Annotated in this window: 20 protein-coding genes and 1 tRNA gene; 5 read left to right on the plus strand and 16 right to left on the minus strand. The window is 71.4% G+C overall.

Annotated features, from left to right (window positions below):
* Nucleotides 1-22 precede the first annotated feature (22 nt).
* The 3 genes from AB0J02_RS05510 to AB0J02_RS05520 form a co-directional block, all read right to left on the minus strand.
* Nucleotides 23-96: transfer RNA gene (locus AB0J02_RS05510), tRNA-Thr, on the minus strand.
* A 104-nt stretch (nucleotides 97-200) separates the two neighbouring features.
* Nucleotides 201-1,787, minus strand: a complete 1,587-nt coding sequence (locus tag AB0J02_RS05515) for an alpha/beta hydrolase (protein ID WP_363192274.1) — start codon at nucleotides 1,785-1,787, stop codon at nucleotides 201-203.
* A 96-nt stretch (nucleotides 1,788-1,883) separates the two neighbouring features.
* On the minus strand, nucleotides 1,884-3,089 hold the full coding sequence (locus AB0J02_RS05520) for a DNA polymerase III subunit delta' (protein WP_363192275.1): 1,206 nt from the start codon (nucleotides 3,087-3,089) through the stop codon (nucleotides 1,884-1,886).
* A gap of 81 nt (nucleotides 3,090-3,170) precedes the next feature.
* Between AB0J02_RS05520 and AB0J02_RS05525 the strand changes: the two genes are divergently transcribed.
* Entirely contained in the window at nucleotides 3,171-3,653 is a 483-nt protein-coding gene (locus AB0J02_RS05525; protein WP_363192276.1) for a GNAT family N-acetyltransferase, read from the plus strand.
* Between the two features lie 54 nt (nucleotides 3,654-3,707).
* Here AB0J02_RS05525 and tmk read toward each other — a convergent pair whose 3' ends face one another.
* Nucleotides 3,708-6,875 carry a dTMP kinase gene (gene tmk / locus AB0J02_RS05530; protein ID WP_363192277.1) on the minus strand — a complete coding sequence of 1,056 codons (3,168 nt, stop codon included), beginning with the start codon at nucleotides 6,873-6,875 and terminating at the stop codon, nucleotides 3,708-3,710.
* A 165-nt stretch (nucleotides 6,876-7,040) separates the two neighbouring features.
* A complete protein-coding gene (gene topA, locus AB0J02_RS05535) occupies nucleotides 7,041-9,863 on the minus strand; it encodes a type I DNA topoisomerase (RefSeq protein ID WP_363192278.1) in 2,823 nt (940 codons plus the stop codon).
* 384 nt (nucleotides 9,864-10,247) lie between these two features.
* Here topA and AB0J02_RS05540 point away from each other — a divergent pair, with 384 nt between their 5' ends.
* The 3 genes from AB0J02_RS05540 to AB0J02_RS05550 all read left to right on the plus strand — a co-directional run bounded on the left by AB0J02_RS05540 (nucleotide 10,248) and on the right by AB0J02_RS05550 (nucleotide 11,622).
* Nucleotides 10,248-10,739, plus strand: a complete 492-nt coding sequence (locus AB0J02_RS05540) for a TM2 domain-containing protein (protein WP_363192279.1) — start codon at nucleotides 10,248-10,250, stop codon at nucleotides 10,737-10,739.
* Nucleotides 10,740-10,742: 3 nt separating this feature from the next.
* Nucleotides 10,743-11,138, plus strand: a complete 396-nt coding sequence (locus tag AB0J02_RS05545) for a DUF2752 domain-containing protein (RefSeq protein WP_363192280.1) — start codon at nucleotides 10,743-10,745, stop codon at nucleotides 11,136-11,138.
* A gap of 199 nt (nucleotides 11,139-11,337) precedes the next feature.
* The gene (locus AB0J02_RS05550; RefSeq protein WP_363192281.1) at nucleotides 11,338-11,622 is read left to right on the plus strand and encodes a TM2 domain-containing protein; all 285 of its coding nucleotides are present in this window, start codon (nucleotides 11,338-11,340) and stop codon (nucleotides 11,620-11,622) included.
* Between the two features lie 130 nt (nucleotides 11,623-11,752).
* On the opposite strand, the gene AB0J02_RS05555 is transcribed toward AB0J02_RS05550, so the two are convergent.
* The 6 genes from AB0J02_RS05555 to bldG all read right to left on the minus strand — a co-directional run bounded on the left by AB0J02_RS05555 (nucleotide 11,753) and on the right by bldG (nucleotide 18,263).
* Nucleotides 11,753-11,950, minus strand: coding sequence for a hypothetical protein (locus AB0J02_RS05555; RefSeq protein ID WP_363192282.1), 198 nt, complete (start codon nucleotides 11,948-11,950; stop codon nucleotides 11,753-11,755).
* 107 nt (nucleotides 11,951-12,057) lie between these two features.
* A complete protein-coding gene (locus tag AB0J02_RS05560) occupies nucleotides 12,058-13,581 on the minus strand; it encodes a methyltransferase (RefSeq protein ID WP_363192283.1) in 1,524 nt (507 codons plus the stop codon).
* A 129-nt stretch (nucleotides 13,582-13,710) separates the two neighbouring features.
* Nucleotides 13,711-14,292: a small secreted protein gene (locus tag AB0J02_RS05565; RefSeq protein ID WP_363192284.1), complete on the minus strand. Its 582-nt coding sequence runs from the start codon at nucleotides 14,290-14,292 to the stop codon at nucleotides 13,711-13,713.
* A gap of 280 nt (nucleotides 14,293-14,572) precedes the next feature.
* Nucleotides 14,573-16,972 (minus strand): sodium-translocating pyrophosphatase, encoded by a 2,400-nt coding sequence (locus AB0J02_RS05570; protein WP_363192285.1) that lies wholly within the window; start codon nucleotides 16,970-16,972, stop codon nucleotides 14,573-14,575.
* A gap of 379 nt (nucleotides 16,973-17,351) precedes the next feature.
* A complete protein-coding gene (locus AB0J02_RS05575; protein WP_363192286.1) occupies nucleotides 17,352-17,786 on the minus strand; it encodes an ATP-binding protein in 435 nt (144 codons plus the stop codon).
* 135 nt (nucleotides 17,787-17,921) lie between these two features.
* Complete coding sequence (gene bldG, locus AB0J02_RS05580) at nucleotides 17,922-18,263, minus strand: anti-sigma factor antagonist BldG (protein WP_003975386.1); 342 nt, start codon at nucleotides 18,261-18,263, stop codon at nucleotides 17,922-17,924.
* A gap of 164 nt (nucleotides 18,264-18,427) precedes the next feature.
* On the opposite strand from bldG, the gene AB0J02_RS05585 reads away from it, so the two are divergent.
* Complete coding sequence (locus AB0J02_RS05585; RefSeq protein ID WP_363192287.1) at nucleotides 18,428-20,950, plus strand: DEAD/DEAH box helicase; 2,523 nt, start codon at nucleotides 18,428-18,430, stop codon at nucleotides 20,948-20,950.
* A 248-nt stretch (nucleotides 20,951-21,198) separates the two neighbouring features.
* Here AB0J02_RS05585 and AB0J02_RS05590 read toward each other — a convergent pair whose 3' ends face one another.
* From AB0J02_RS05590 to AB0J02_RS05610, 5 genes are all read right to left on the minus strand, one after another.
* Nucleotides 21,199-21,660 (minus strand): Rv3654c family TadE-like protein, encoded by a 462-nt coding sequence (locus AB0J02_RS05590; RefSeq protein WP_363192288.1) that lies wholly within the window; start codon nucleotides 21,658-21,660, stop codon nucleotides 21,199-21,201.
* Nucleotides 21,657-22,019, minus strand: a complete 363-nt coding sequence (locus tag AB0J02_RS05595; RefSeq protein ID WP_363192289.1) for a TadE family type IV pilus minor pilin — start codon at nucleotides 22,017-22,019, stop codon at nucleotides 21,657-21,659. The genes AB0J02_RS05590 and AB0J02_RS05595 overlap by 4 nt, the downstream gene beginning before the upstream one ends.
* Nucleotides 22,006-22,239, minus strand: coding sequence for a DUF4244 domain-containing protein (locus tag AB0J02_RS05600; RefSeq protein ID WP_363192290.1), 234 nt, complete (start codon nucleotides 22,237-22,239; stop codon nucleotides 22,006-22,008). Before AB0J02_RS05600 ends, AB0J02_RS05595 begins: the two co-directional genes overlap by 14 nt.
* Before the next feature lie 74 nt (nucleotides 22,240-22,313).
* Nucleotides 22,314-23,102, minus strand: a complete 789-nt coding sequence (locus AB0J02_RS05605) for a type II secretion system F family protein (RefSeq protein WP_363192291.1) — start codon at nucleotides 23,100-23,102, stop codon at nucleotides 22,314-22,316.
* A gap of 166 nt (nucleotides 23,103-23,268) precedes the next feature.
* On the minus strand, nucleotides 23,269-24,117 hold the full coding sequence (locus AB0J02_RS05610; RefSeq protein WP_363192292.1) for a type II secretion system F family protein: 849 nt from the start codon (nucleotides 24,115-24,117) through the stop codon (nucleotides 23,269-23,271).
* Nucleotides 24,118-24,127 lie beyond the last annotated feature (10 nt).

Genomic DNA, 24,127 nt, shown 5'->3' on the forward strand with positions numbered 1-24,127 from the left:
AGTGAGTCCTGGGGTTAATCCGAGCCGCCTTCGGGATTCGAACCCGAGACCTACGCATTACGAGTGCGTTGCTCTGGCCATCTGAGCTAAGGCGGCGCCGCCGCGCGACCGGAGTGCGTCAGCAACGTCGCCAATCCTACACGCTCCCCCGGGGTGGTCCGCCCATCCTTTTATGGGCGGGGATCACCCGGGTCCACCCGTCACGAGCAGCGCTTTCCGTCCTTCGGAGGGGTGCCGGTGAGCAGGTAGGTGTCGATCGCGCCGTCGATGCAGTCGCTGCCGCGGCCGTACGCCGTGTGGCCGTCGCCTTCGTAGGTGAGGAGGCGGCCGGAGGAGAGCTGGGCGGCGAGGGACTTGGCCCAGGGGTAGGGGGTGGCCGGGTCGCGGGTGGTGCCGACCACGACGATGGGGGCGGCGCCGTCGGCGGTGATGCGGTGCGCTTCGCCGGTGGGCTTCACCGGCCAGGAGGCGCAGTTCAGGGAGGACCAGGCGAGGCCCGCGCCGAAGACCGGGGATGCCTTCTCGAAGGAGGGCAGCGCGTCCTCGACCTCCTTCGCGGAGGTGAAGGACGGCGGCTGGTCGAGGCAGTTCACGGCGGCGTTGGCGAACATCAGGTTGGTGTACGTGCCGTCGGGGTCGCGCTCGTAGTAGCTGTCGGAGAGGGCGAGCAGGCCCGCGCCGTCCTTCTTGGTCATGGCCGCGGTGAGCGCCTCGCGCAGCTGCGGCCAGGCCCCCTCGTCGTACATCGCGGCGATCACGCCGGTCGTGGCGAGGGCCTCGCCGAGCTTGCGGCCGTCGGGGTCGCCGGTGCCGAGCGGGGCGCTGTCGAGCTGGGTGAAGAAGGCCTTCAGGCGCTGCCCCGCCTGGTACGGGGTGCCGGTGCCGAGGGGGCAGCCGGAGCGGGCCACGCAGTCCTTGGCGAAGGAGGTGAACGCCGTTTCGAAGCCGGCGGTCTGCTCCCGGTTCAGGTCGCGCGCGGAGAGGGACGGGTCCATGGCCCCGTCGAGGACCAGGCGGCCCACCCGCTCCGGGTACAGGCCCGCGTACGTGGCGCCGAGGAACGTGCCGTAGGAGGCGCCGACGTAGTTCAGCTTCTCGTCGCCGACGGCCGCGCGCACGAGGTCCATGTCGCGGGCCGCCTCGACGGTGGAGACGTGCGGCAGGACACGCTTGGAGGTCCGGTCGGTCGACTCGCAGCCGTTCGCGAACTTCTTGAAGGCGGCGGAGAGTTGATCCTTCTCGCGGCTGTCGTCGGGGGTGACGTCGGTCTGCGTGTACGCGTCCATCTGCTTGCCGTCGAGGCAGGTGACGGGCTCGCTGCGGGCGACGCCGCGGGGGTCGACGGCGACCATGTCGTAGCGTGCGCGGACCTCCTTCGGGTAGCCGATGCCCGCGTACGACTGGAGGTAGCCGACCGCGGAGCCGCCGGGGCCGCCCGGGTTGACCAGGAGCGAGCCGAGGCGCTTGCCCGGGCCCGTGGCCTTTTTGCGGGAGACGGCGAGGTCGATGTCGCCGGCGGACGGCTTGTCGTAGTCGAGCGGCGCCTTGAGCGTGGCGCACTCGAACCCGGGGGCGCCGCACTTGCGCCACTTCGGGCTCTGGTCGTAGTAGGCGCTCAGCCGGGACTGGTCGGAGCTGGGCAGCGCGGCGAGCGAGGCGTCCGCGGTCTCCGAACTCCCCGGCGAACAGGCCGAGATGACCGACATGCCGGCCAGCAGCAGTCCGGTGGCGGCGGCGAGGAAGGGGGTACGGCGGCGGAGGGCGAGGGGGTGGCGCCTGAAGTACATCGAGCGAGCGTAACGCTCCGCGCGGGCCAGGTCACTTTGGGTAGCAAAGTACGCGCCATGAGGGTGGTGGGGCCCGCGCGAGATGCGGGCCGGTAGCTACCCGGCCCGCAGCGCCATGGTCATCGCCTCGACCGCCAGCAGCGGGGCCACGTTGCGGTCGAGGGCGGTCCGGCACGCCCCGATCGCCTCGATCCGCCGGAGCGTCGACTCGGGCGACGTGCCCCTCGCGAGGCGTTCCAGCGTGTCCTGGATGTCGGTGTTGGCGAGCGCCACGCGCGAGCCGAGCTGCAGCGCCAGCACATCCCGGTAGACGCCCGTCAGCTCGGTGAGCGCCAGATCGAGGGAGTCGCGCTGCGAACGCGTCCTGCGCCGCTTCTGCTTGTCCTCCAGATCCTTCATGACGCCGGCCGTGCCGCGCGGCATCCGTCCGCCGCTCTGCCCGCCGAGGGCCGCCTTCAGCTCCTCGGTCTCCTTGGTGTCGACCTCCTCGGCGAGCTGCTTGGAGTCCTCCGCGGCCGCGTCGACCAGCTCCTGCGCCGCCTTGAGGCAGCCACCGACGTCCTCGACGCGCAGCGGCATCTTCAGCACCGCCGCTCTGCGCTCCCGCGCGCGCGGGTCGGTGGCCAGGCGCCGGGCCCGGTCGATGTGGCCCTGCGTGGCGCGGGCCGCGGTCGCGGCGACAGCGGGCTCGATGCCGTCGCGTCGTACGAGCATGTCGGCGACGGCGTCCACGGCGGGCGTGCTCAGCGTCAGCAGACGGCAGCGGGAGCGGATCGTGGGCAGCGCGTCCTCCACCGAGGGCGCGCACAGCAGCCACACCGTGCGCGGGGCGGGCTCCTCCACGGCCTTCAGCACGGCGTTCGCCGACTTCTCGTTGAGCCGCTCGGCGTCCTCCACGAGGATCACCTGCCAGCGGCCGGTCGCCGGTGACGTGTACGACTTGCGGACGGTGTCGCGCATGTCCTCGGCCAGGATCTGCGTACCGACCGCGGCCACGGTCGTGACGTCCGCGTGCGTGCCGAGCAGGGCGGTGTGGCAGCCGTCGCAGAATCCGCAGCCGGGGGCGCCGCCGAGCGCTCTGTCCGGCGACACGCACTGCAGCGCCGCCGCGAAGGCCCGCGCCGCGGTGACCCGGCCCGCGCCCGGCGGCCCGGTGAACATCCAGGCGTGCGTCATCTTCGAGGCCTCGGGCGGCGGGGTGCCGGCCCGGGCGGCGGTCACCAGGGCGTCCGCGTCCCGCGCGGCCGCGTCCAGCTCCGCGACCACGCGCTCCTGACCGACCAGGTCGTCCCATACGGCCATGGGGATACCGCCCTTCCTCAAGCTGCTGCCATTGTGCCGGGCGCCACTGACAACACCGACCGCAGCGGGTTGGCTACGCGGATGACCCGTTCCCGTATTCGTACCGAGGCCCCTCTCCGCATCGAAACCCTGACCGGCGACGCGGGCACCGACGACACCCTGGTCGCCGACTGGCAGCACGTGCACAACACGGTCGTTCCGGTCGCCTCGGCGTACCTCTCGCTCGACGACGTCACCGAGCGCGCCGGACGCAACGTCCTGGAAGTCGCCTACGCCGGGGACGTCCTCATCGGCTGCTCGACCGTGCGGGCCCCCAAGGACGGGGTGGCCGCGGTGATCTCACGGGTGCTGCCGGGCCACCGCGGGCGGGGGTTCGGGGCGGCCCTGTATGAGCGCGGGCTCGGCACAGCCCGTGGCCTGGGCGCCGAGCGGATCGAGACGGTCGTCCTGGCCTCGAACGAGCCCGGGCTGCGCTTCGCGGAGCGGGCCGGGTTCACCCTGGAGGTGGACCGCTACCGGCTCGACGGGGACACAGTCGACTGGGTGGAGCTCAGACTGATCTGAACCCCGCCCAGTTTGACGACTGACCTGCACCCCGACCAGTCGACCACGACCGACCTACCGGCGTCGCCGCCGGCCCCGGCCCTCGTCCTCGTCCGCACCGTCGTCCTGCCCGCCCAGCAACTCGTCGGCCAGCGTCGGCAGATCGTCGAGCGGCGTCTCTTCCGCCCAGTCCGAGCGGGGGCGGCGGCGCGGCCGGCCGTCCTCGTCGACCTGCGGCAGCTCCGCCGTACGGTCGGCGCTGCCTTCCGACGGATCGGTCCGCTCGTCACGGAAGTACCCGCGCGGCACTCTGTCCTCGGTCACGTCGGACACCTGCGGGAGCACGGCCGTCTCGTCGGCCGCGCCGGCCGGCGGCCGCGGCAGCTGCGCCGTCTCCTCGGCCTCGCGGACCGGCGGCAGCACCGCGGTCTCCTCGGCGTCCCTGACGGGCGGCAGCACCGCCGTCTCCTCGGACTCGGACGGCGCCTGCGGCCGCACCATCGGGGTCTGGAGCGTCGTCTCGTTGTCCTGCTCCGGGGCCGCGCCGGACGTACGCGGGTCGGCCGGACGGGAGTCGGCCTTGCGCGTATCGGCCTTGCGGGGATTCGCAGCCCGCGTCGGTACGGACGGGGACGTGGCCGCGGAGGCGCTCACCTGCGCCGCCTGTGCGGCCTGGGCCGCGAGCCGCCGCGCCTCCTCCGCGCGCAGCAGGGCCTCTTCGGCCTTGCGCTGCTTCTCGAGGCGCCGCTCCTCGGCCTCGGCCCGGAGCCGCGCCTCTTCCTCGGCCTGCTTGCGGCGGCGCTCTTCCTCCACGGCGCGGGCCTGCTCCTCGGCGAGGAGACGGGCCTGCTCGGCCTCGGCCTTCTTGCGGGCCTCCTCGGCGCGCTGCCGGGCCTCCTCCGCCTGGCGCTCGGCCTCGATGCGCTGCGCCTCCTCCATCTCGCGGCGCGTGCGCTCCTCCTCCTCGGCGCGCAGCTTGGCGAGCTGCTCCTGGCGCTCGCGCTCGACGCGCTCCTCCTCGGCCTTGCGCGCGGCCTCTTCCTCGGCCTTGCGCCGCGCCTCTTCCTCGGCGGCCCTGCGGGCCTCCTCCTGTGCCTTGATCTCCGCTTCGGACAGCGGCAGGAGGAGGTCGAGGCGGTGGCGTACGACCGTGGTCACGGCCTCCGGCTCCTGGCCCGCGTCGACCACGAGGTAGCGGCCCGGGTCGCTGGCGGCCAGCGTCAGGAAACCGGAGCGCACGCGCGCGTGGAACTCCATCGGCTCCGACTCGAGGCGGTCCGGCGCCTCGGTGAACCGCTCGCGCGCGGTTTCCGGGTCCACGTCGAGCAGCACCGTCAGATGCGGCACGAGCCCGCTGGTGGCCCACCGGTTGATGCGGGCGACCTCGGTCGGCGACAGGTCGCGGCCCGCGCCCTGGTAGGCGACGGACGAATCGATGTAGCGGTCGGAGATGACGATCGCGCCGCGCTCAAGGGCGGGGCGAACGACGGTGTCGACGTGCTCGGCGCGGTCGGCGGCGTACAGCAGCGCCTCTGCGCGGTGCGACAGGCCGGCGGACGAGACGTCCAGCAGGATCGAGCGCAGTCGCTTGCCGACGGGTGTGGCCCCCGGCTCGCGCGTGACCACGACTTCGTGGCCCTTGCCGCGGATCCACTCCGCGAGGGCCTCCGCCTGGGTCGACTTCCCGGCGCCGTCGCCACCTTCGAGGGCGATGAAGAATCCGGTCGCGGCCGTGGCCTGCGCCGGGTCGTTCCCCTTGAGCAGCGCGTCCCTCAGGTCGTGCCGCAGCGGGACGCCGCTGCGGTCGTCGGCCTTGGCGAGGACCAGCGCGGCGACGGGCAGCAGCAGCGCGCCCACCAGCATCAGCGTGAACGCGGCGCCGCCGTGCGCGAACACGAACTTGCCGTTCTCCAGGCGGTGCGGCCCGATGAGCGCGGCGAGCAGCGGCGCGATCAGAGCGCCGAGGGCGAGGCTGACGCGGACGACGGCTTGGAGGTGCTCGGTGATGCGGGCCCGCCGGTACTCCTCGGCCTCTTGGTCGAGCAGGGCGTGCCCGGTGTTGGCCGCGACGCCGGCGGCGACTCCGGCCACCGTGACGAGCAGGATCACGCTGGTGACGTCCGGGTCGAGCCCGGCGCCCAGCAGCGCGATGCCGGTGAGGGCGATGACGAGCGCGAGCAGCCGGCGCCTGGACAGCGCGGGCAGCACGGTCGGCGCGGCGCGGATGCCGATGACGGTGCCCCCGGTCAGGCCGAGGACGAGCAGCCCGAACGTCACCGGGCCGCCGCCCAGGTCCTTGGCGTGCAGTACGGAGACGGCGACGGCCGCGGCGATGGCCCCGGCGACGGCGGCGCAGGCGAGGACGAGCAGCGGGATCGCGCCCGTACGTCCCTTGTCGATACCGCTGCCGGTCTTCGGGCGGCGCAGTCCTTCGAGCGGGGAGCGCGCGCGGGGGGTCTGGGCGCCGGGCAGTTCGAGGAAGAAGACGACGGACAGCGAGGCGGCGAAGAGCCCCGCGCCCACGTAGGAGGAGAGCGCCACTTGGTGCTGCGCGAACCAGTCGACACCCGCGCCGATCAGGTTCTGCACGAGCGTCACGATCACGAGCACGGCCGCGGCCAGCGGGATCGCCACGAAGCCGGTACGCAGCGAGAGGCGGCGCAGCGCGTCCATGTGGTCCGGCAACGGCCGCACGGCCGCGCCCTCCAGCGGCGGCGCGGGCAGCAGTGAAGGCGCCGCGCTCTCCTTGGCGACGGTCCAGAACCGCTCGGCGACCCCGATGACGAACGCCGTCACGAGGAGCAGCGCCATCGCGTTGTCCGGGGTCCAGTCGATCCACAGCGGGGCGACGATCAGCAGCGCGGCCCGCAGTCCGTCGGCGACGACCATGGTCCAGCGCCGGTCGAGCGGTCCGCCGGGGGTCGTCAGCGAGGTCAGCGGTCCGAGCAGGACAGCGCCGAACAGCAGCGTCGACAGGATGCGGGCCCCGAACACGGCGGCGACGGCGAAGGCCACGCCCCGGTACCCGCCGCCGAACGACCCTTCGGAAATGGCCGCCTGCAGCGCGAGCACCACGAGCACAAGCAGCCCGAGTACATCACCGACCCCGCCTACGAGTTGCGCGGACCACAGCCGCTTCAGCTGGGGTACACGCAGAAGTGCGCGCACGGCGCGCTCTCGGGAGTCCGCTACCAGGGCGTCGTCCGGGGCCGTGTGGGGGGTCGGCTGCTCGGCACGGGTCATTCGTCCAGCCTATCGGGAGGGGCCGACACTCCAAGCGCCCACCCGAACAAACGGACGCCCCCGGGTACAGGTCCCGGGGGCGTCCGCCTACATAAGCCGCGTACTGCCTACTACTTACTGCTCTGCTAACTGCTCCGCTTGCTGCTCTACCTACTGCTCTGCCTACTACTCTGCGGGAGCCGCCTTCTTGGCGGGCGCCTTCTTGGCAGCGGTCTTCTTGGCGGTGGTCGTCTTCGCCGCGGTCTTCTTGGCAGCCGTCTTCTTGGCAGCCGTCTTCTTTGCGGGGGCCTTCTTGGCAGCCGCCTTCTTGGCGGTCTTCTTGGCCGGACCCTTGGCCCGCTTCTCCGCGAGAAGCTCGTACCCGCGTTCGGGCGTGATCTCCTCCACGGAGTCGTCGGAGCGCAACGTGGCGTTCGTCTCGCCATCGGTGACGTACGCGCCGAAGCGGCCGTCCTTCACGACGACCGGCTTCCCGCTGACCGGGTCCTCGCCGAGCTCCTTCAGCGGCGGCTTGGCGGCCGCGCGCCCGCGCTGCTTGGGCTGGGAGTAGATCTCCAGGGCCTCTTCGAGCGTGATGGTGAAGAGCTGGTCCTCGGTCTGCAGCGAGCGGGAGTCCGTGCCCTTCTTCAGGTACGGCCCGTACCGCCCGTTCTGCGCGGTGATCTCGACGCCCTCGGCGTCGGCACCCACCACGCGCGGCAGCGACATCAGCTTCAGGGCGTCGGCCAGTGTCACCGTGTCCAGCGACATGGACTTGAAGAGCGAGGCGGTACGCGGCTTGACCGCGTTCTTGCCGGTCTTCGGGGTGCCCTCGGGGAGCACCTCGGTGACGTACGGACCGTAGCGCCCGTCCTTGGCGATGATCTGGTGGCCGCTCGTCGGGTCCGCGCCCAGCTCGAAGTCACCGCTCGGCTTGGCGAGCAGTTCCTCGGCGTACTCGACCGAGAGCTCGTCGGGTGCGATGTCCTCGGGGACGTCCGCGCGCTGGTGGTTCTCGGAGTCGCGCTCGCCGCGCTCGATGTAGGGGCCGTAGCGCCCGACGCGCAGCATGATGTCGCTGCCGACCGGGAAGGACGAGATCTCGCGGGCGTCGATCGCGCCCAGGTCCGTCACGAGCTCCTTGAGGCCGCCGAGGTGGTCCCCGTCGCCGTTGCCCGCGTCGGCCGCGCTGGCGTCGCCCGACCCTTCACCGAAGTAGAAGCGCCGCAGCCACGGCACGGACTGCGCCTCGCCGCGCGCGATGCGGTCGAGGTCGTCCTCCATCTTGGCGGTGAAGTCGTAGTCGACGAGCCGCCCGAAGTGCTTCTCCAGCAGGTTGACGACGGCGAACGACAAGAAGGAGGGCACAAGAGCCGTCCCCTTCTTGAAGACGTAACCGCGGTCGAGGATCGTGCCGAGAATCGACGCATACGTAGAGGGGCGGCCGATCTCGCGCTCTTCCAGCTCCTTGACCAGCGAGGCCTCGGTGTACCGGGCCGGCGGCTTGGTCGCGTGGCCGTCGACCGTGAGCTCCTCGGCGGAGAGCGGGTCGCCCTCGGCGACCTGCGGAAGGCGGCGCTCGCGGTCGTCCAGCTCCGCGTTCGGGTCGTCGGCGCCCTCGACGTAGGCCTTGAGGAAGCCGTGGAAGGTGATGGTCTTGCCGGACGCGCTGAACTCGGCGTCGCGACCGTCGCTGGAACGGCCGGCGATCTTCACGGTGACCGAGTTGCCGACCGCGTCCTTCATCTGGGAGGCGACGGTGCGCTTCCAGATCAGCTCGTAGAGCTTGAACTGGTCGCCGGTCAGGCCGGTCTCGGCAGGCGTGCGGAAGCGGTCGCCGGACGGGCGGATCGCCTCGTGCGCCTCCTGCGCGTTCTTCACCTTGCCGGCATACGTACGCGGCTTGTCCGGCAGGTAGTCGCCGCCGTACAACTGCGTGACCTGGGCACGGGCGGCCGAGACCGCCGTGTCCGAGAGCGTCGTGGAGTCCGTACGCATATAGGTGATGAAGCCGTTCTCATACAGCTTCTGCGCCACCTGCATGGTCGACTTCGCACCGAAGCCCAGCTTGCGCGAGGCCTCCTGCTGCAGCGTCGTCGTACGGAAGGGCGCGTACGGGGAGCGACGGTACGGCTTGGACTCGACCGAGCGGACCGCGAACGCCGTGTCCTGAAGGGCGGCGGCGAGCGCTCGCGCGTTCGCCTCGTCCAGGTGCAGGGTGTTCGCCGAGTTGCCGCCCTTGATCTGGCCGAGCGAGTCGAAGTCGCGGCCCTGGGCGATGCGCTTGCCGTCGACCGCGCTGAGGCGGGCGACCAGCGACGAGGGGTCGGAGGAGTCACCGGCCCGGCCGGTCGCGAACGTGCCCGTCAGGTCCCAGTACTCGGCGGAGCGGAAGGCGATGCGCTCGCGCTCCCGCTCGACGACGAGCCGGGTGGCCACGGACTGTACGCGGCCCGCCGACAGACGCGGCATGACCTTCTTCCACAGGACCGGCGAGACCTCGTAGCCGTAGAGACGGTCGAGGATGCGGCGGGTCTCCTGGGCGTCGACCATCCGCTTGTTGAGCTCGCGGGGGTTGGCGACGGCGCTGCGGATCGCGTCCTTGGTGATCTCGTGGAAGACCATCCGGTGGACGGGGACCTTGGGCTTCAGGACCTCCAGGAGGTGCCACGCGATGGCTTCGCCCTCGCGGTCCTCATCGGTGGCCAGGAAGAGTTCGTCGGAGTCCTTCAGCAGGTCCTTGAGCTTCTTGACCTGTGCCTTCTTGTCGGCGTTGACGACATAGATGGGTGCGAAGTCGTGCTCGACGTCGACGCCCAGGCGGCGCACCTCACCGGTGTACTTCTCGGGGACCTCGGCCGCTCCGCTGGGGAGGTCGCGGATGTGCCCGACGCTCGCTTCGACGACGTACCCAGGGCCGAGATAGCCCTTGATCGTCTTCGCCTTGGCGGGCGACTCGACGATGACGAGTCGGCGGCCGCCCTGTGCGGTCTCGCTGGTCGGGGACAACTTCGCTCTTCTCTCCGGTCGGCGGTCGAGACTGTTCCTGTCGGTGTCTCGTCGGTATTCATTGGGCACTGCTGCGGAGTGTGACGGTACCTCCCGCCGGTGTGTCAAACGGGAAAAGCACGCAGCAGCCACTCGGAACGGTAACCCGACTCCTCGTGATCCTGCCCCCGCACCGGAGAGCGGACGCCTCGCCTCCGCGTAACCGGAGGCTCACCGTGTGTGCCGGGCGGGGCCACATTCCTGTCACGAGCGTCCCCATTGCGCACCTATCGCGCTCCCTCGCTTAACTCCCTTATCTGCTCCTGACAAGATGGCGGATGGCTGGGGGAGCCCGAGGGAAGCCCCGGCTCGTCCCCACCGGCATCCCGACCCAGGAGCATCCCCATGTCCGACAGCAACCCCTACGGTCAGCAGCCCCCGCAGGAGCAGCCGGGCGGAAACCCGTACGGCTACCCGCAGCAGGGCGCACAGCCCGGTTACGGCGCCGCTCCGGGGCAGCCCGGTCAGCCGCCGCAGGGCGGCCAGCCCAACTACGGATACCCGTACCCCGGCTCCGCGCCGGCCGGCGGCGGCTACCCGCCCCAGCCGCAGCCGGGCATGCCCGCCCCCTACGACCCGATGGCGCCCTACGGTTACGACCCGTACGGACGTCCGTACTCGGACAAGCAGAAGCTCACGGCCGGTCTGCTCGGCATCTTCCTCGGCGGATTCGGCGTCGGCCGCTTCTACACGGGTCACACCGGTCTCGCCGTGGGCCAGTTGATCGTCTCGCTGGTCACCTGTGGCGCGGGCGCGCTGTGGGGCTTCATCGACGGCATCGTCATGCTCGCCGGTAGCAACCCGACCGACGCGCAGGGCCGCATCCTGCGTCCGTAAGTCATGGTCACCGCTCGCACCGCCCGCCGCGCCCCGGCCACAGCACCCCTCGCGGTGCTCGTCGCCGGGGCCGCCGGGACCGCGTACCTCTACGGCACGAACCCGCACGAGCCCGGACACTGGCTGCCCGGCTGCCCGTTCCGCGCGCTCACCGGGCTGCTCTGCCCCGGCTGCGGCGGCACCCGCATGGTGTACGACGTGCTGCACGGCCGGTTCGGCGCCGCCTGGCACGACAACGCGCTGCTGCTGGCCGCTTCCCCGTTCGTCCTTTACCTACTGGGGCGTTGGCTGTACGAAGGGCTGCGCGGGCGCAGGTGGCGACCCGTCCCGAGCACCCGCACCCAGGTCGCTCTGCTCGGCGTCGCCGCGGTCTGGACCGTGCTGCGCAACGTGATCTGACCGCACGTCACCGCCGTACGCGCAAGGTCACGAACTCGCCACGATCGGTGCCCCGGGCCCGTATCACCCCCGGGTCCCCCTCTACGCTTCGGACTTCCGAGACCACGCCGTGTCCCCACCGGTGCGTCGCTCTCGGCATCTTCCGCTCATCGGCCCGGCCTCGCCCGCGTCGGCTTTTACGTCCCTAGGAGCAACTCCCATGTCCCAGCCCTTCCCTGGCGCCACGCCCGAGGCCCCGTTCGGCCTCGACCCGCAGGGCCGCCCGTACTCGGACAAGCAGAAGCTCGTCGCGGGTCTGCTCGGTATCTTCCTCGGCTCGTTCGGCGTCGGGCGCTTCTACGTGGGCGACACCAAGATCGGTGTCTGGCAGCTCGTCGTCTCCATCCTGACCTGCGGCGCCGGCGGTCTGTGGGGCTTCATCGACGGCATCCTGTTCCTCACCAGCAACGACCGGACGGACGCCCAGGGCCGCGTCCTGCGCTGACGCCCCGCGCCGTACGTGCCTGTACGCGCTCGTTCGTTCCTGTACGCGCCGACGCCCGCCCCGGATCACTCCGGAGGCGGGCGTCGTCGTACGTACCGCGGTTCCTGAGCCCGCGTCACGCCCGGCCGTGTCACACCTGACCGAAACACCACGCGGCGAGCGCCAGGCAGCCCACGCCGACCGCCCCGGCGAGCACCGCCGACGCCACCGGGCGCGCGCCGTCCGCCACCGGTTCCCGGTGCGCCGCGCGCGCGCCGGTCCACACCACAAGGCCCGCGCCGAACAACGCGAACACCGTGCCCGCGAAGACCGCAGGTGCACTCTCCATCGCCTTGCCTCCCCGACTCCTGGGCGGCTCGCGCCGCCCAGGCGGTGACGCTGGCACGGGTGGGGGAACCCCGGGTGAACTCCCGGGCAGCGCAAGGCGAAGAGCAGCTATCCGGCGAGCCCGACGGGGTCCAGGAATCCCTGCTCGACCAGCGTACGGATCTGCGCGGGCGTACGGTCGCGCAGCAAAACCTGCTCCTCGCCCACGAGTTGGGCGATGGCGTCCAGGATCCGCCCGGCGCTCAGCGTCCCGTCGCAGACGCCCGCGAAGCCGGCGCCGACCGTGTCCACCTTCGTCGCCCGGCGCATCCCGCGCCCCTGCCGCAGCACGACGTGCTCGGGGTCCTCGGCGCCCGGCAGCCCGACCTGCTCCTGCACCACTTCTCCGGCGAGCCTGAAGGAGGATTCGAGCAGCGCCGCGTCGTCGTGCGTGCGGAGCCAGTCGACCCGCTCGAAGTGCGCCCGCACCGCATCGCCGAGCGGCTGCTCGACCGGGTGCGGCCACTCCTCTACGACGATCGAGGGCTCCGCGGCCGAGCTCTTCCTGAGCGTGATCCACCCGAACCCGACGGCCCGCACCTTGCGCGCCTCGAACTCGTCGAGCCACGCGTCGTACCGGGCGGCGTACGCGGCCGGGTCCGTGCGGTGGTCACCGGCGTCGCGCAGCCACAGCTCGGCGTACTGCGTGATGTCCTGCACCTCGCGCTGCACGATCCAGGCGTCGCAGCCGCGCGGCACCCACGAGCGCAGCCGCTCGGTCCACTCCTCCCCCTCCACGTGCTGCCAGTTGGCGAGGAACTGGGCGTATCCCCCGTCGTTCAGGTGCTCCCCCGATTCCTGAACGAGCGTGCGGCACAGATCGTCCCCGCCCATCCCGCCGTCGCGGTACGTGAGGCGCGCCCCGGGAGAGATGACGAAGGGCGGGTTCGACACGATCAGGTCGTACGTCGCGTCGCCCACGGGCTCGTACAGCGACCCCTGGCGCAGGTCGGCGGCGCCCACGCCGGACAGCGCGAGCGTGAGCGCGGTGATGTGCAGGGCGCGGGAGTTGAGGTCGGTCGCGGTGACCTGCGTGGCGTGCCGTGCCGCGTGCAGCGCCTGGATCCCGGAGCCGGTGCCGAGGTCGAGGGCCGACGCGACGGGCGTACGGACGGTGATGCCGGCGAGCGTGGTGGACGCCCCGCCGACGCCGAGCACGACGCCCTCCTCATGGCTGCCGACACCACCGGCGCCGCCGACCGCGCAGCCCAGGTCCGACACGATGAACCAGTCCTCGCCGTCGGGTCCGCCGTACGGGCGTACGTCGACGGTCGCGGCCACCTCCTCGCCGCTCTCGCGCAGCCAGCCGCTGTCCCGGCACGCGTCGAGGGGCAGCACCCCGGCGGCGCGCTCCCGCGGCACGGGCTGTTGCAGCAGGAAGAGCCGGACGAGCGTCTCCAGGGGAGAGTCCCCCCGGGTGGCGCGCAGGGCGGGCACGGTCTCGCTGCGGGCGAGCGCCGCGTAGGCGGGCGCCCCGAGCAGTTCGAGCAGCCCGTCGGCGGTGAACTCGGCGTCGATCAGGGCGTCGCGCAGGAGGGCGGCGACGTCGTTGCGGTCAGCGGCGGGCAGGGCGGCGGAAACGGAAGAACTCACGCCTCCATTGTGACGCCGTCCGGCTGCGGGCGGGCGACGTACGCCCGGCACTGGCGCGGGTACGCCCCCGACGCGGCGGCGGAACCGCGGCGTCGAGGGCGCTGAAGGACAGACCGGACACGGACCGGACTAGGAGCCCGACGGCGTGGCGGAGGCGCTCTTGCAGCTCTCCTGCTTGGCCATCGCCTTGCCCACGTCCCCCTCCTCCAGGTTCTTCAGGGCATCGCTGCCGGACTGGCTCAGCTTGTCGAGCGAGCCCGCGATCCCCTTCAGTCCCTCGGCGAACTTCGCCTGGTCGTCGGTGTCCAACTTGTCGACCTGCTTCTTCAGGTCGGCGTAGGAGGTGGAGATCTTGTCCAGCTCCTTGACGGCGTCCTGCTGCTTCTTCTCGCCGCCGTCGACGTTCGGGGCGCCCGCCTTGTCGACGGCGTCACCGATCGCCTTGTACGCGTCGGACATGTCCTGGAACGCCTTCGAGTCCGTCTTCTGGACGTCGGCCGGCGCGCTGTTGTCCGACGTCTCCTTCTGGATCGCCGCGTTGGCAGACTCGATCTTCTTCGCCTGCGGCTGGACCTTGTCGCAGACCTGCTTGGCCCAGGAGTTCAGCTTGTCGTTGCTGTCGTCGCTGCAGCCCGACAAGGCCAGTACCAGTACCGCACCGCCGGACAGCGCGGCTGCAAGCTTCTTGTTCACCGGATCGGTCCCTTCCATGGCTCTCGGCCCCGGAACTTACACGCCGAGCACACGACAATCGCACCTCGGGCGTCCCATAAGACCGCTTTATTGACCTTTAGCAGCCATTTGCACCAAGGGAGAGAAGGCTCACGGAAGAAGTACGCACGAATCCCAGAGAAGTTCAGAAGTCACAGGTGTCACAGAAGCGGACACAAGGGTGGGCGGACAGCCCGTCAAGAGCCGCTGCCCGCCCACCCGTTGAGATCACCGCTGCATATGCCGCTACGTATGCGCTACGTACGGCCTACGTATGCCGCTAGGTACGGGACGGCGCCACGGCCGGATCCGCCGGCTTCGGCACCCGCCCCGACTTGCTGTCGCCGTTCCCGTCCTCGTCACTGACCGCGATGCCGCGCCGCTTGGAGACGTACACCGCGCCGATGATGACGCCGAGCGAGATGACGGCGACCACGACCCGTACGGGCACGCTCGCATCGCTCCCGTAACTGAACTTGACGACCGCGGGCGCGATGAGCAGCGCGACGAGGTTCATCACCTTCAGCAGCGGGTTGATGGCGGGCCCCGCGGTGTCCTTGAACGGGTCCCCGATCGTGTCACCGATCACGGTGGCCTCATGGGCCTCACTGCCCTTGCCGCCGTGGTGCCCGTCCTCGACGAGCTTCTTCGCGTTGTCCCAGGCGCCACCGGAGTTGGCGAGGAAGACCGCCATCAGCGTGCCGGTGCCGATCGCCCCGGCGAGATAGGCGCCCAGCGCGCCCACGCCGAGCGTGAAGCCGATCGCGATCGGCGCCATCACGGCGAGCAGACCGGGCGTGGCCAGCTCCCTGAGCGCGTCCTTCGTGCAGATGTCGACGACGCGCCCGTACTCCGGCTCCTCCGTGTAGTCCATGATCCCGGGGTGTTCGCGGAACTGCCGGCGCACCTCGTAGACCACCGAACCCGCGGACCGGGACACGGCGTTGATGGCCAGCCCGGAGAAGAGGAACACCACCGCGGCTCCGGCGATGAGCCCCACCAGGTTGTTGGGCTGCGAGATGTCCATCACCAGGTTCATCGGCCCGCCCTCGCCGACCTTCTCGCCCACGTCGCTCGCGGCGGTGAGAATCGCGTCACGGTACGACCCGAACAGCGCCGCGGCCGCGAGCACGGCCGTGGCGATGGCGATGCCCTTGGTGATGGCCTTCGTCGTGTTGCCGACCGCGTCCAGGTCGGTGAGCACCTTCGCGCCCGATCCCTGTACGTCGCCGGACATCTCGGCGATGCCCTGCGCGTTGTCGGAGACCGGTCCGAAGGTGTCCATGGCCACGATGACGCCGACGGTGGTGAGCAGCCCGGTGCCGGCCAGCGCGACCGCGAACAGCGCGAGCATGATCGACGTACCGCCGAGCAGGAACGCCCCGTAGACACCGAGCCCGATCAGCACCGCCGTGTACACCGCCGATTCGAGGCCGAGGGAGATCCCCGCGAGCACGACGGTCGCGGGCCCGGTCAGCGACGTCTTCCCGATGTCCTTGACCGGGCGCCGGGTCGTCTCGGTGAAATAGCCGGTGAGCTGCTGGATCAGCGCGGCGAGCACGATGCCGATCGCCACCGCGACGACCGCGAGAATCCGCGGATCGCCGTCCTTGGCCTGGATCACCTTGTCGGTTACGCCGTCCAGGTCACCGTACGAGGACGGCAGGTACACGAAGACCGCCGCGGCCACGAGGGCGAGCGAGATCAGCGCGGAGATGAAGAAGCCGCGGTTGATGGCGCTCATCCCGCTGCGGTCGGCCCGCCGGGGTGCGACGGCGAAGATGCCGATCATCGCCGTGACGACCCCGATCGCGGGCACGATCAGCGGGAACGCGAGCCCGGCGTCGCCGAAGGCCGCCTTGCCGAGGATCAGCGCGGCGACCAGCGTGACGGCGTAGGACTCGAAGAGGTCGGCGGCCATACCGGCGCAGTCTCCGACGTTGTCGCCCACGTTGTCGGCGATGGTCGCGGCATTGCGCGGATCGTCCTCCGGAATGCCCTGCTCGACCTTGCCGACCAGGTCGGCGCCGACGTCGGCGGCCTTGGTGAAGATGCCGCCCCCGACGCGCATGAACATCGCGATCAGCGCGGCTCCGAGCCCGAAACCCTCCAGGACCTTGGGCGCGTCGGCCGCGTAGACGAGCACGACACAGGAGGCGCCGAGCAGACCGAGCCCCACCGTGAACATGCCGACGACGCCGCCCGTACGAAAAGCGATCTTCATGGCTTTGTGCGAGACGGCGGTGAGATCCTTTTCCGGCTCGCCTTCCGCCGGCGTCGCCTCCCGGGCCGCGGCGGCGACGCGCACATTGCTGCGCACCGCGAGCCACATTCCGATATAGCCGGTGGTCGCCGAGAACCCGGCGCCGATCAAGAAGAAGATCGAACGCCCGGCACGCTGATTCCAGTCGTCCGCCGGAAGCAGCATGAGCAGGAAGAACACCACGACCGCGAATACGGCGAGGGTACGCAACTGTCGGCCCAGATAGGCTTTCGCACCTTCCTGGATCGCGGTCGCGATCTTCTTCATGGAATCCGTTCCCTCACCCGCCGCGAGCACCTGGCGCACCAGGACTCCGGCTACGGCGAGCGCCGCGAGTGCGACGACGGCGATGACGATCACGATCAGACGGTTGTCGTCCGTCAGGACTGCGGCTGCGAAGGTAGAGGGCTCCGCCATTCGTCCTCCTTGACGCTGCGGGCTGAGCTCAAGATGTGGACGGATTGTAAGTAGCGGAACCTGATCAAAACAGTACGCCGCAAACGGAAATGTTCTTGGAGGAGGAATCAATAACGCCCCCGAGGCATTACCGATAGATCACCGAGGCACTATCAAAGATCGCTGATCCAGAAATCCACAGAGATCAATCCACAAAGATCAATTCGCGAGATGCACCGGGTTAGCTAGGGCCTAAACGGATCTACGCAAGACCACCGAGAACCTACGAGGATCTACGAGGATCTACGAGGATCTACGAGGGAAGGTGCCGGTGAACACAGAAGAGGCCCTGTTCCCCCACGGCGTGGGCGAACAGGACCTCTTGAAAGATCGGCAGAAACTACGGCAACGTCAACGGCGCGGTCGGCCATGTCATCCGAAGGAGACCTCCGGACTCGTCGGCGCTGACCTCGACATCGTCCACGAGGCCGCTGATGACGGCGAGGCCCATCTCGTCCTCGCCCTCGGCCTCGAGATCGTCCGCGGCGCCAGGGGCACCAGGGACCTCGGGAGTGACCACCGTGCGCGGCGCCTCGTCAGCGACCTCGATGGAGAACTGCTTCTCCTCCTCGATCAGCGCCACCCGCACCGGCGCCGAGATGCCGCTGGTCTGGTGCAGCCCCACGGCCCGCGTACACGCCTCGCCGACGGCGAGCCTGACCTCGTCGAGCACGGCTTCGTCCACGCCCGCCCTGCGCGCCACCGCGGCCGCCACGAGACGGGCGGTCCTGACGTGCTCGGGCAGAGGGCTGAAGCGGAGTTCGACAGTGGCCATGCATCCCCCTCGGACGTGGGCGTGCTTGTGGGGGTCGGGCCGGCCAAGACCCGATCCCCACCATCAACCGGATCTACCGGATCGACCAGGGCTGCCGGATCAACCGGAGCCACCGGATCGGCCTGATCAGGCCGATCAGTCGGTCGCCGCTACGGCTTCCTCGACCGAGGTGTGAATCGGGAACACCTTGGTCAGACCTGTGATCCGGAAGATCTTGAGAATGCGCTCCTGGTTGCAGACCAGGCGCAGCGAGCCCTCGTGGGCCCGCACCCGCTTCAGGCCACCGACCAGCACGCCGAGCCCGGTGGAGTCGAGGAAGTCCACGCCCTCCATGTCGACGACCAGGTGGAAACTGCCGTCGTTCACCAGCTCGACCAGCTGCTCGCGCAGCTTGGGCGCGGTATATACATCGATTTCGCCACCGACCTCGACGACCGTACGATCGCCGACGGTACGGGTCGACAGGGACAGGTCCACGGATCCTCCAGCACCTTGCTATCGAGCGGTCGCCCCTTGGGGATACCTCGGCTTGACCCCCCGGGACGGTTCGCCAGCCGCGATGGCATTCAATCACTTACCGGCAGGCATGCACGACGCCTTGGAAGCATTGTCCGTCATCCCGAGTGACACACTCGGTGTCGATGGCCAAGAATCACCGACCCGATCGACCCTCGCCGTCCGCTGCCTCCCGCCCCTCTCCGGGGGCGGTCCTGGAGCGGCTCGCCTCGGGTCCGACCAGGGCTGCGCGCGTCACTCATACGGAGCACTTGCCCCCTCGCCCCGGCCGTCATGCAGTCTGGCCCGATCGGATCCGATCGGAGGTCATCGCGGCTGTACAGAACGCGGGAATCGAGCACCCCTGGGCTCATCAGGCCCTCGCTGCGGAGCACGCCCTGGACGGCGAATCGGTGATCGTCGCCACCGGCACGGCCTCCGGCAAGTCCCTCGCCTACCTGACCCCGGTCCTGTCGACACTGCTCGACGGATCGGAGGCTCCCAACGGGCGCGGCGCGACCGCCCTGTACCTCGCTCCGACGAAGGCGCTCGCGGCGGACCAGTGCCGATCGGTGAAGGAACTTTCACAACCTCTGGGTGCAACGATCCGCCCCGCGGTCTACGACGGCGACACCCCGTTCGAGGAACGTGAATGGGTACGTCAGTTCGGCAACTACGTCCTCACCAACCCCGACATGCTGCACCGCGGGATATTGCCCTCCCACCCGCGCTGGTCCTCCTTCCTGAAAGCACTCAAGTACGTCGTCATCGACGAGTGCCACACCTACCGCGGCGTCTTCGGTTCGCACGTCGCCCAGATCCTGCGCCGCCTGCGCCGCCTCTGCGCCCGCTACGGCTCCTCCCCGGTCTTCCTCCTCGCCTCCGCCACGGCCGCCGAACCGGCTGTCGCCGCCCGCCGGCTCACGGGCCTGCCGGTCGTCGAGGTCGCCGACGACGCCTCACCCCGCGGCGAACTGGTCTTCGCCCTCTGGGAACCCCCTCTCACCGAGATGCAGGGCGAGAAGGGCGCCCCGGTCCGGCGCACCGCCACCGCCGAGACCGCGGACCTGCTCACCGACCTGACCGTGCAGGGCGTCCGCTCGGTCGCCTTCGTACGTTCCCGCCGCGGCGCCGAACTGATCTCGGTGATCGCCAAGGAACGCCTTTCCGAGATCGACCGCTCACTGGCCCCCCGCGTGGCCGCCTACCGGGGCGGCTATCTCTCGGAGGAGCGCCGGGCCCTCGAAGCCGCCCTGCACTCCGGTGAACTCCTCGGTCTCGCCGCCACCACCGCCCTCGAACTCGGCATCGACGTCTCAGGGTTGGACGCCGTCGTGATCGCCGGCTACCCGGGTACGCGGGCCTCGCTGTGGCAACAGGCGGGCCGCGCCGGACGGACAGGCCAAGGCGCTCTCGCCGTCCTCGTGGCCCGCGACGACCCCCTGGACACCTACCTGGTCCACCACCCCGAGGCCCTCTTCGACCAGCCGGTCGAATCGACGGTCCTGGACCCCGACAACCCGTACGTACTGGCCCCGCACCTGTGCGCGGCCGCCGCCGAACTCCCGCTCACCGAAGCGGACTTGGACCTCTTCGGCCCGGCGACGACAGAACTCCTCCCGCAGTTGGAAGCGGCGAAACTGCTGCGCCGCCGGGTGAAGGCCTGGCACTGGACGCGCCGCGAGTCCGCCGCCGACCTCGCCGACATCCGCGGCGAGGGCGGCAACCCCGTCCAGATCGTCGAAGCCGCCACGGGCCGCCTTCTCGGCACGGTCGACGCCGGCTCCGCGCACACCACCGTCCACGACGGCGCGGTCCATCTCCACCAGGGCCGGACCTACGTGGTGAAGCACCTCGACCTCGACGACGACGTCGCCCTCGTAGAGCCGGGCAACCCCACCTACTCCACCACCGCCCGCGACACCACGGCCATCTCCATCCTGGAAACGGACGTCGAAGTCCCCTGGGGCGAGGGCCGGTTGTGCTACGGCTCGGTCGAGGTCACCAACCAAGTCGTCGGCTATCTCCGCCGCCGCCTCATCACCGGCGAAGTCCTCGGCGAGACAAAACTCGACCTCCCTCCCCGCACCCTGCGCACCCGCGCCGTGTGGTGGACGGTCACGGAGGACCAGCTCGACGCCGCCCGGATCAACCCCGAGATCCTCGGCGGCGCCCTGCACGCCGCCGAACACGCCTCCATCGGCATGCTCCCCCTCTTCGCCACCTGCGACCGCTGGGACATCGGCGGCGTCTCGATCCCCCTCCACCCGGACACGCTGCTCCCCACGGTCTTCGTCTACGACGGCCACCCCGGCGGGGCGGGCTTCGCCGAACGCGCCTTCCACACCGCCCGGGAATGGCTGACCGCCACCCGCGCGGCCATCGCCTCCTGCGAATGCGAAGCGGGTTGCCCCTCCTGCATCCAGTCCCCCAAGTGCGGCAACGGCAACGACCCGTTGCACAAACGCGGAGCAGTACGACTCCTGTCCACCCTCCTCAAGGAAGCAGCGGAAACCGCCACACCGAAAACGTCTGCTCCAGCCCCAGCTCCGGCTCCGGCTCCGGCTCCGGCTCCGGCTCCGGCTCCGGCTCCGGGAACGTCCATGCCCGAGGCGTGTGAGCCGGAGGCAGGGACGGATTGTGGTGAGGTGCCAGCGGTCAGGCCCTGAGGCCGGGCCTCACCGCGCGCTGTCTCCATCTGCGACGCAGGACGCGCAGGCGGCGTCGGGAGCGACGCTGGGCAGCGCCTGGGGCCGTGACGGGGCTATTGCGCGCGGTCGTGGCTGCGACAGGGCCCGCCGGTCGGCCCGCGACGTCACCGCCCGGCATCCTCCCGTCGACCCTCGACGTCACCGCCCGGCACCCTCCCGTCGACCCTCGACGTCACCGCCCGGCACCCTCCCGTCGGCCCGCGACGTCACCGCCGGCCCGGCGTCGCGGGCTCGGGTGCCCGAGCCTCGGGCCCCGTCGGCCCCGTCGGCCCCGTCGGCCCCGCAGGACCCGCAGGACCCGCAGGACCCGCCCGGGCTCTTACCTGCGCCGCGAACACCCCGGCCCCCGCCGTCGCCGTCACGTCGGACACCTCCCCGCGCACGGCGCACCGCGCGATCCTCGCCCCCTGGGCCCGGGCCACTCTCCCGGCCAGAGCGCACGCGTCCACCCTTCCCTCCGCCCAGTGGTCGGCGGCAGCCAGCGCCGCCAAGTCGGCCGCGCCGCCCGCCCGGTGCCGGGCCTCGACCGCTCGTCCCATCGCCAGTACGCCGCCGAAGATCACCCCGATCGAGGCCAGCGCCACGACCACCCACACCGTCGCGGACCCGCGGTCCGAACCCGCCCGGCCGGACCACCACGCCCCGCGTTTTACGCCCCGGCCCCTCATGCCTCCTCCGCCGCCGCCACGGCCTGCGCGCCCAGCTCCACGCCGAGCGGGCCCGGCCCCGCCGACCGGGCCCGCACCGACACTCGGACCAGGTCGCCCTCCCGGCTCACCTCGATCCGCGCGTCGGGCGGAGCCGCCTGGCGTGCGGCGGCGAGCGCGGCGTCCCGCGGTTCCTGCCGGGCAACCGCCCTGGCCCCGGCCCGCGCCGCGTCCACGCATCTGATCTGCGCCGACGCCGCGAGGACGGCCCAGATCAACGCCATCGTGAACGCCACCAGCACCGGCAGCACCACGGCAGCCTCGGCTGTCACCAGGCCCCGGTCGCGCCGGAGCCCGCGCAGCGCCTCAGAACGACCCATGGAGTGCCTTCGCCACCAGGGACTGCAACGCCGACTGCACCACATCGCTCGTCACCACCTGGTACAGCAGCCCGGCGAACCCCACCGCCGCGATCAGCCCCACGGCGTACTCGGCGCTGACCATGCCCGCGTCCCGGCGTGCCGACCGCACCGCCCGAATCCAGCGCCGCACGCCCTTCCGCAACCGCCCGTACGTCCGTCCCTCACTCGTTCCAGCCATCACAACCCCCTTGAGAATCAACGGTGTTCACCACTCACTCGCCCGTACGGTCGGGCCACACCGCCGGCCCCGCCTCAGCGGCCGCCCAGCACCCCGTCCGCGAGGCCGATCACCACGGGCAGGACGCCGATCACCAGGAACGCGGGCAGGAAGCACAGCCCCACCGGAGCCGTGATGACCACTGCCGCCCGGCGCGCGACCGCCGTGGCCCGGCGCCCCCGCTCGGCTCTGCACTCGGCCGCGAACTGCGCCACGGGTGCCGCCGCCGGCGCCCCGGAGTCACCCGCCCGCTCCAACAGCCGGACCAGCGCACCGGCTCCCGGTATCGCCGCCAACTCCCGCCAAGCCACCCCCGGTTCACCCCCGAGCCGCACCTGCGCGGCGCCCCGAGCCATGGCCCGGCCGACGGGGCCTCCTGCCGACTCCCCCACGGCCCGCGCCGCCCCCACCGGCTCCGCACCGGCGGCGAGACATGCGGCCAAGAGGTCCGCGATCAGGGGGAGTTGCCGCTCCGCTTCGGCCCGCGCGAACGCACCCCCGCCCGCCGACGCTCTCGCCCGCGCCTCCCTCTCCCTCCACCACCGCCACACGGCGACCCCCGCGATCGCCCCGACCGCCAGCCCCGCCCCGCCACCGACGAACACATATCCGGTGCTCACCGCACCGGCCACCGGCGCCCATCGCCGCACCACTACGGGCACTCCCCAGGAGCGGCGGCCCGGTCGGGCCGCGGCTACGGCCAGCACGAGCCTCATCCGCCGCCGCGCCTCCCGTTCCCGGCGCCGCGCCTCGATCTCCTCCACCAGCCACGCCACCAGAACGGCGACGCACAGCACTACCCCCAGCCTGTGGACAACGTCCATTGCCCCTCACTCCCCGATCCCTCACGGCCTGCGACGGCACAACCAGCCCCGCCCCACGCACTCCCCATCACCCGGCAACCCCGCATCTCGGCCCCCGCCGTCTTCCCAGCGGACCCGAACCCCGTCCCAGCGCCGGCCCCGGTCCCAACACCCAGCACCACCCCCCTCACGCCTCCGCCCCGCGCACAATCCGCACGGCCCACCACATCCCCGCCGCCTCCAACGCCCCTCCCACCACCAGGCACCCCACCCCGGCCCCGGTATGCAGCAGCACCCGCAACGGCCGTGCGCCCAGCGCCGAACCGAGCAACAACCCGAGCACCGGCAGCCCGGCGAGCATCACCGCAGTCGACCAGGGGCCGGCCAACTGGGCTCTCAGATCGGCCCGTTGATCCCGCTCCGCCCGCAACGCCCCCGCGAGCCGCTCGAGCCCCGCCGCGAGCCCGGCACCCCGGTCCACGGCCACTCGCCAGCACGCCGCGAGTCCGTGCAACCCCTCCGCGCCCGGCTGGCGCGCCGCCTCCCGCAGTGCGCCGGACACATCGCCGCCGAACCGTGCGGCAGCCACTACGGCGGCGCTGCCCGCGCCGGACAGCGCCGCCGACTCCCGCACCGCGACAGCCAGCGCCTCCCCCGGTTGCCGTCCGGCCCGCACCTCCCCCGCCATCAGCCCGCACAACCGGATCACCGCATCCCCGCGCCCCTCCCGGTCCCGCCGTGCCTCCTGCGCCCGCCGCACCCGCGCCGCCCCGGGCACGGCGCACGCGCCGAGCACCAGGGGCACCACGGAGGCCCCGACGAGCCCGACCAGCAGGCCGGCAACCACGCATCCCCCTTCCGGCCGCGCCCGACACCACCTCCACCACCGCTCGACAGCACACCGCCACCCCGACGCCGCCCCCTCGTCCGCGCCGACCCCCAGCACCGCCCGAACCCGCCGCACCTCGGCGTCCCGCCGGCCGACAGCCCACAACACAGCCACCACTCCCAGCACCCCCACGACCGCTCCCGACACCACCCCGCCC

This window comes from Streptomyces sp. NPDC050264 (assembly GCF_040655895.1).
GTDB lineage: Bacteria > Actinomycetota > Actinomycetes > Streptomycetales > Streptomycetaceae > Streptomyces.

What these genes read in the sequence shown, in the direction of transcription:
- AB0J02_RS05545 (WP_363192280.1), top strand. Translation starts at nt 10,743, where the DNA reads ATGGTCACCGCTCGCACCGCCCGCCGCGCCCCGGCCACAGCACCCCTC.
- AB0J02_RS05565 (WP_363192284.1), bottom strand. Translation starts at nt 14,292, where the DNA reads ATGGAAGGGACCGATCCGGTGAACAAGAAGCTTGCAGCCGCGCTGTCC.
- AB0J02_RS05585 (WP_363192287.1), top strand. Translation starts at nt 18,428, where the DNA reads ATGGCCAAGAATCACCGACCCGATCGACCCTCGCCGTCCGCTGCCTCC.
- AB0J02_RS05515 (WP_363192274.1), bottom strand. Translation starts at nt 1,787, where the DNA reads ATGTACTTCAGGCGCCACCCCCTCGCCCTCCGCCGCCGTACCCCCTTC.
- AB0J02_RS05600 (WP_363192290.1), bottom strand. Translation starts at nt 22,239, where the DNA reads ATGGCTGGAACGAGTGAGGGACGGACGTACGGGCGGTTGCGGAAGGGC.
- AB0J02_RS05525 (WP_363192276.1), top strand. Translation starts at nt 3,171, where the DNA reads ATGACCCGTTCCCGTATTCGTACCGAGGCCCCTCTCCGCATCGAAACC.
- tmk (WP_363192277.1), bottom strand. Translation starts at nt 6,875, where the DNA reads ATGACCCGTGCCGAGCAGCCGACCCCCCACACGGCCCCGGACGACGCC.
- AB0J02_RS05540 (WP_363192279.1), top strand. Translation starts at nt 10,248, where the DNA reads ATGTCCGACAGCAACCCCTACGGTCAGCAGCCCCCGCAGGAGCAGCCG.
- AB0J02_RS05570 (WP_363192285.1), bottom strand. Translation starts at nt 16,972, where the DNA reads ATGGCGGAGCCCTCTACCTTCGCAGCCGCAGTCCTGACGGACGACAAC.
- AB0J02_RS05590 (WP_363192288.1), bottom strand. Translation starts at nt 21,660, where the DNA reads ATGAGGGGCCGGGGCGTAAAACGCGGGGCGTGGTGGTCCGGCCGGGCG.
- AB0J02_RS05555 (WP_363192282.1), bottom strand. Translation starts at nt 11,950, where the DNA reads ATGGAGAGTGCACCTGCGGTCTTCGCGGGCACGGTGTTCGCGTTGTTC.
- AB0J02_RS05550 (WP_363192281.1), top strand. Translation starts at nt 11,338, where the DNA reads ATGTCCCAGCCCTTCCCTGGCGCCACGCCCGAGGCCCCGTTCGGCCTC.
- AB0J02_RS05605 (WP_363192291.1), bottom strand. Translation starts at nt 23,102, where the DNA reads ATGGACGTTGTCCACAGGCTGGGGGTAGTGCTGTGCGTCGCCGTTCTG.
- AB0J02_RS05520 (WP_363192275.1), bottom strand. Translation starts at nt 3,089, where the DNA reads ATGGCCGTATGGGACGACCTGGTCGGTCAGGAGCGCGTGGTCGCGGAG.
- AB0J02_RS05595 (WP_363192289.1), bottom strand. Translation starts at nt 22,019, where the DNA reads ATGGGTCGTTCTGAGGCGCTGCGCGGGCTCCGGCGCGACCGGGGCCTG.
- AB0J02_RS05575 (WP_363192286.1), bottom strand. Translation starts at nt 17,786, where the DNA reads ATGGCCACTGTCGAACTCCGCTTCAGCCCTCTGCCCGAGCACGTCAGG.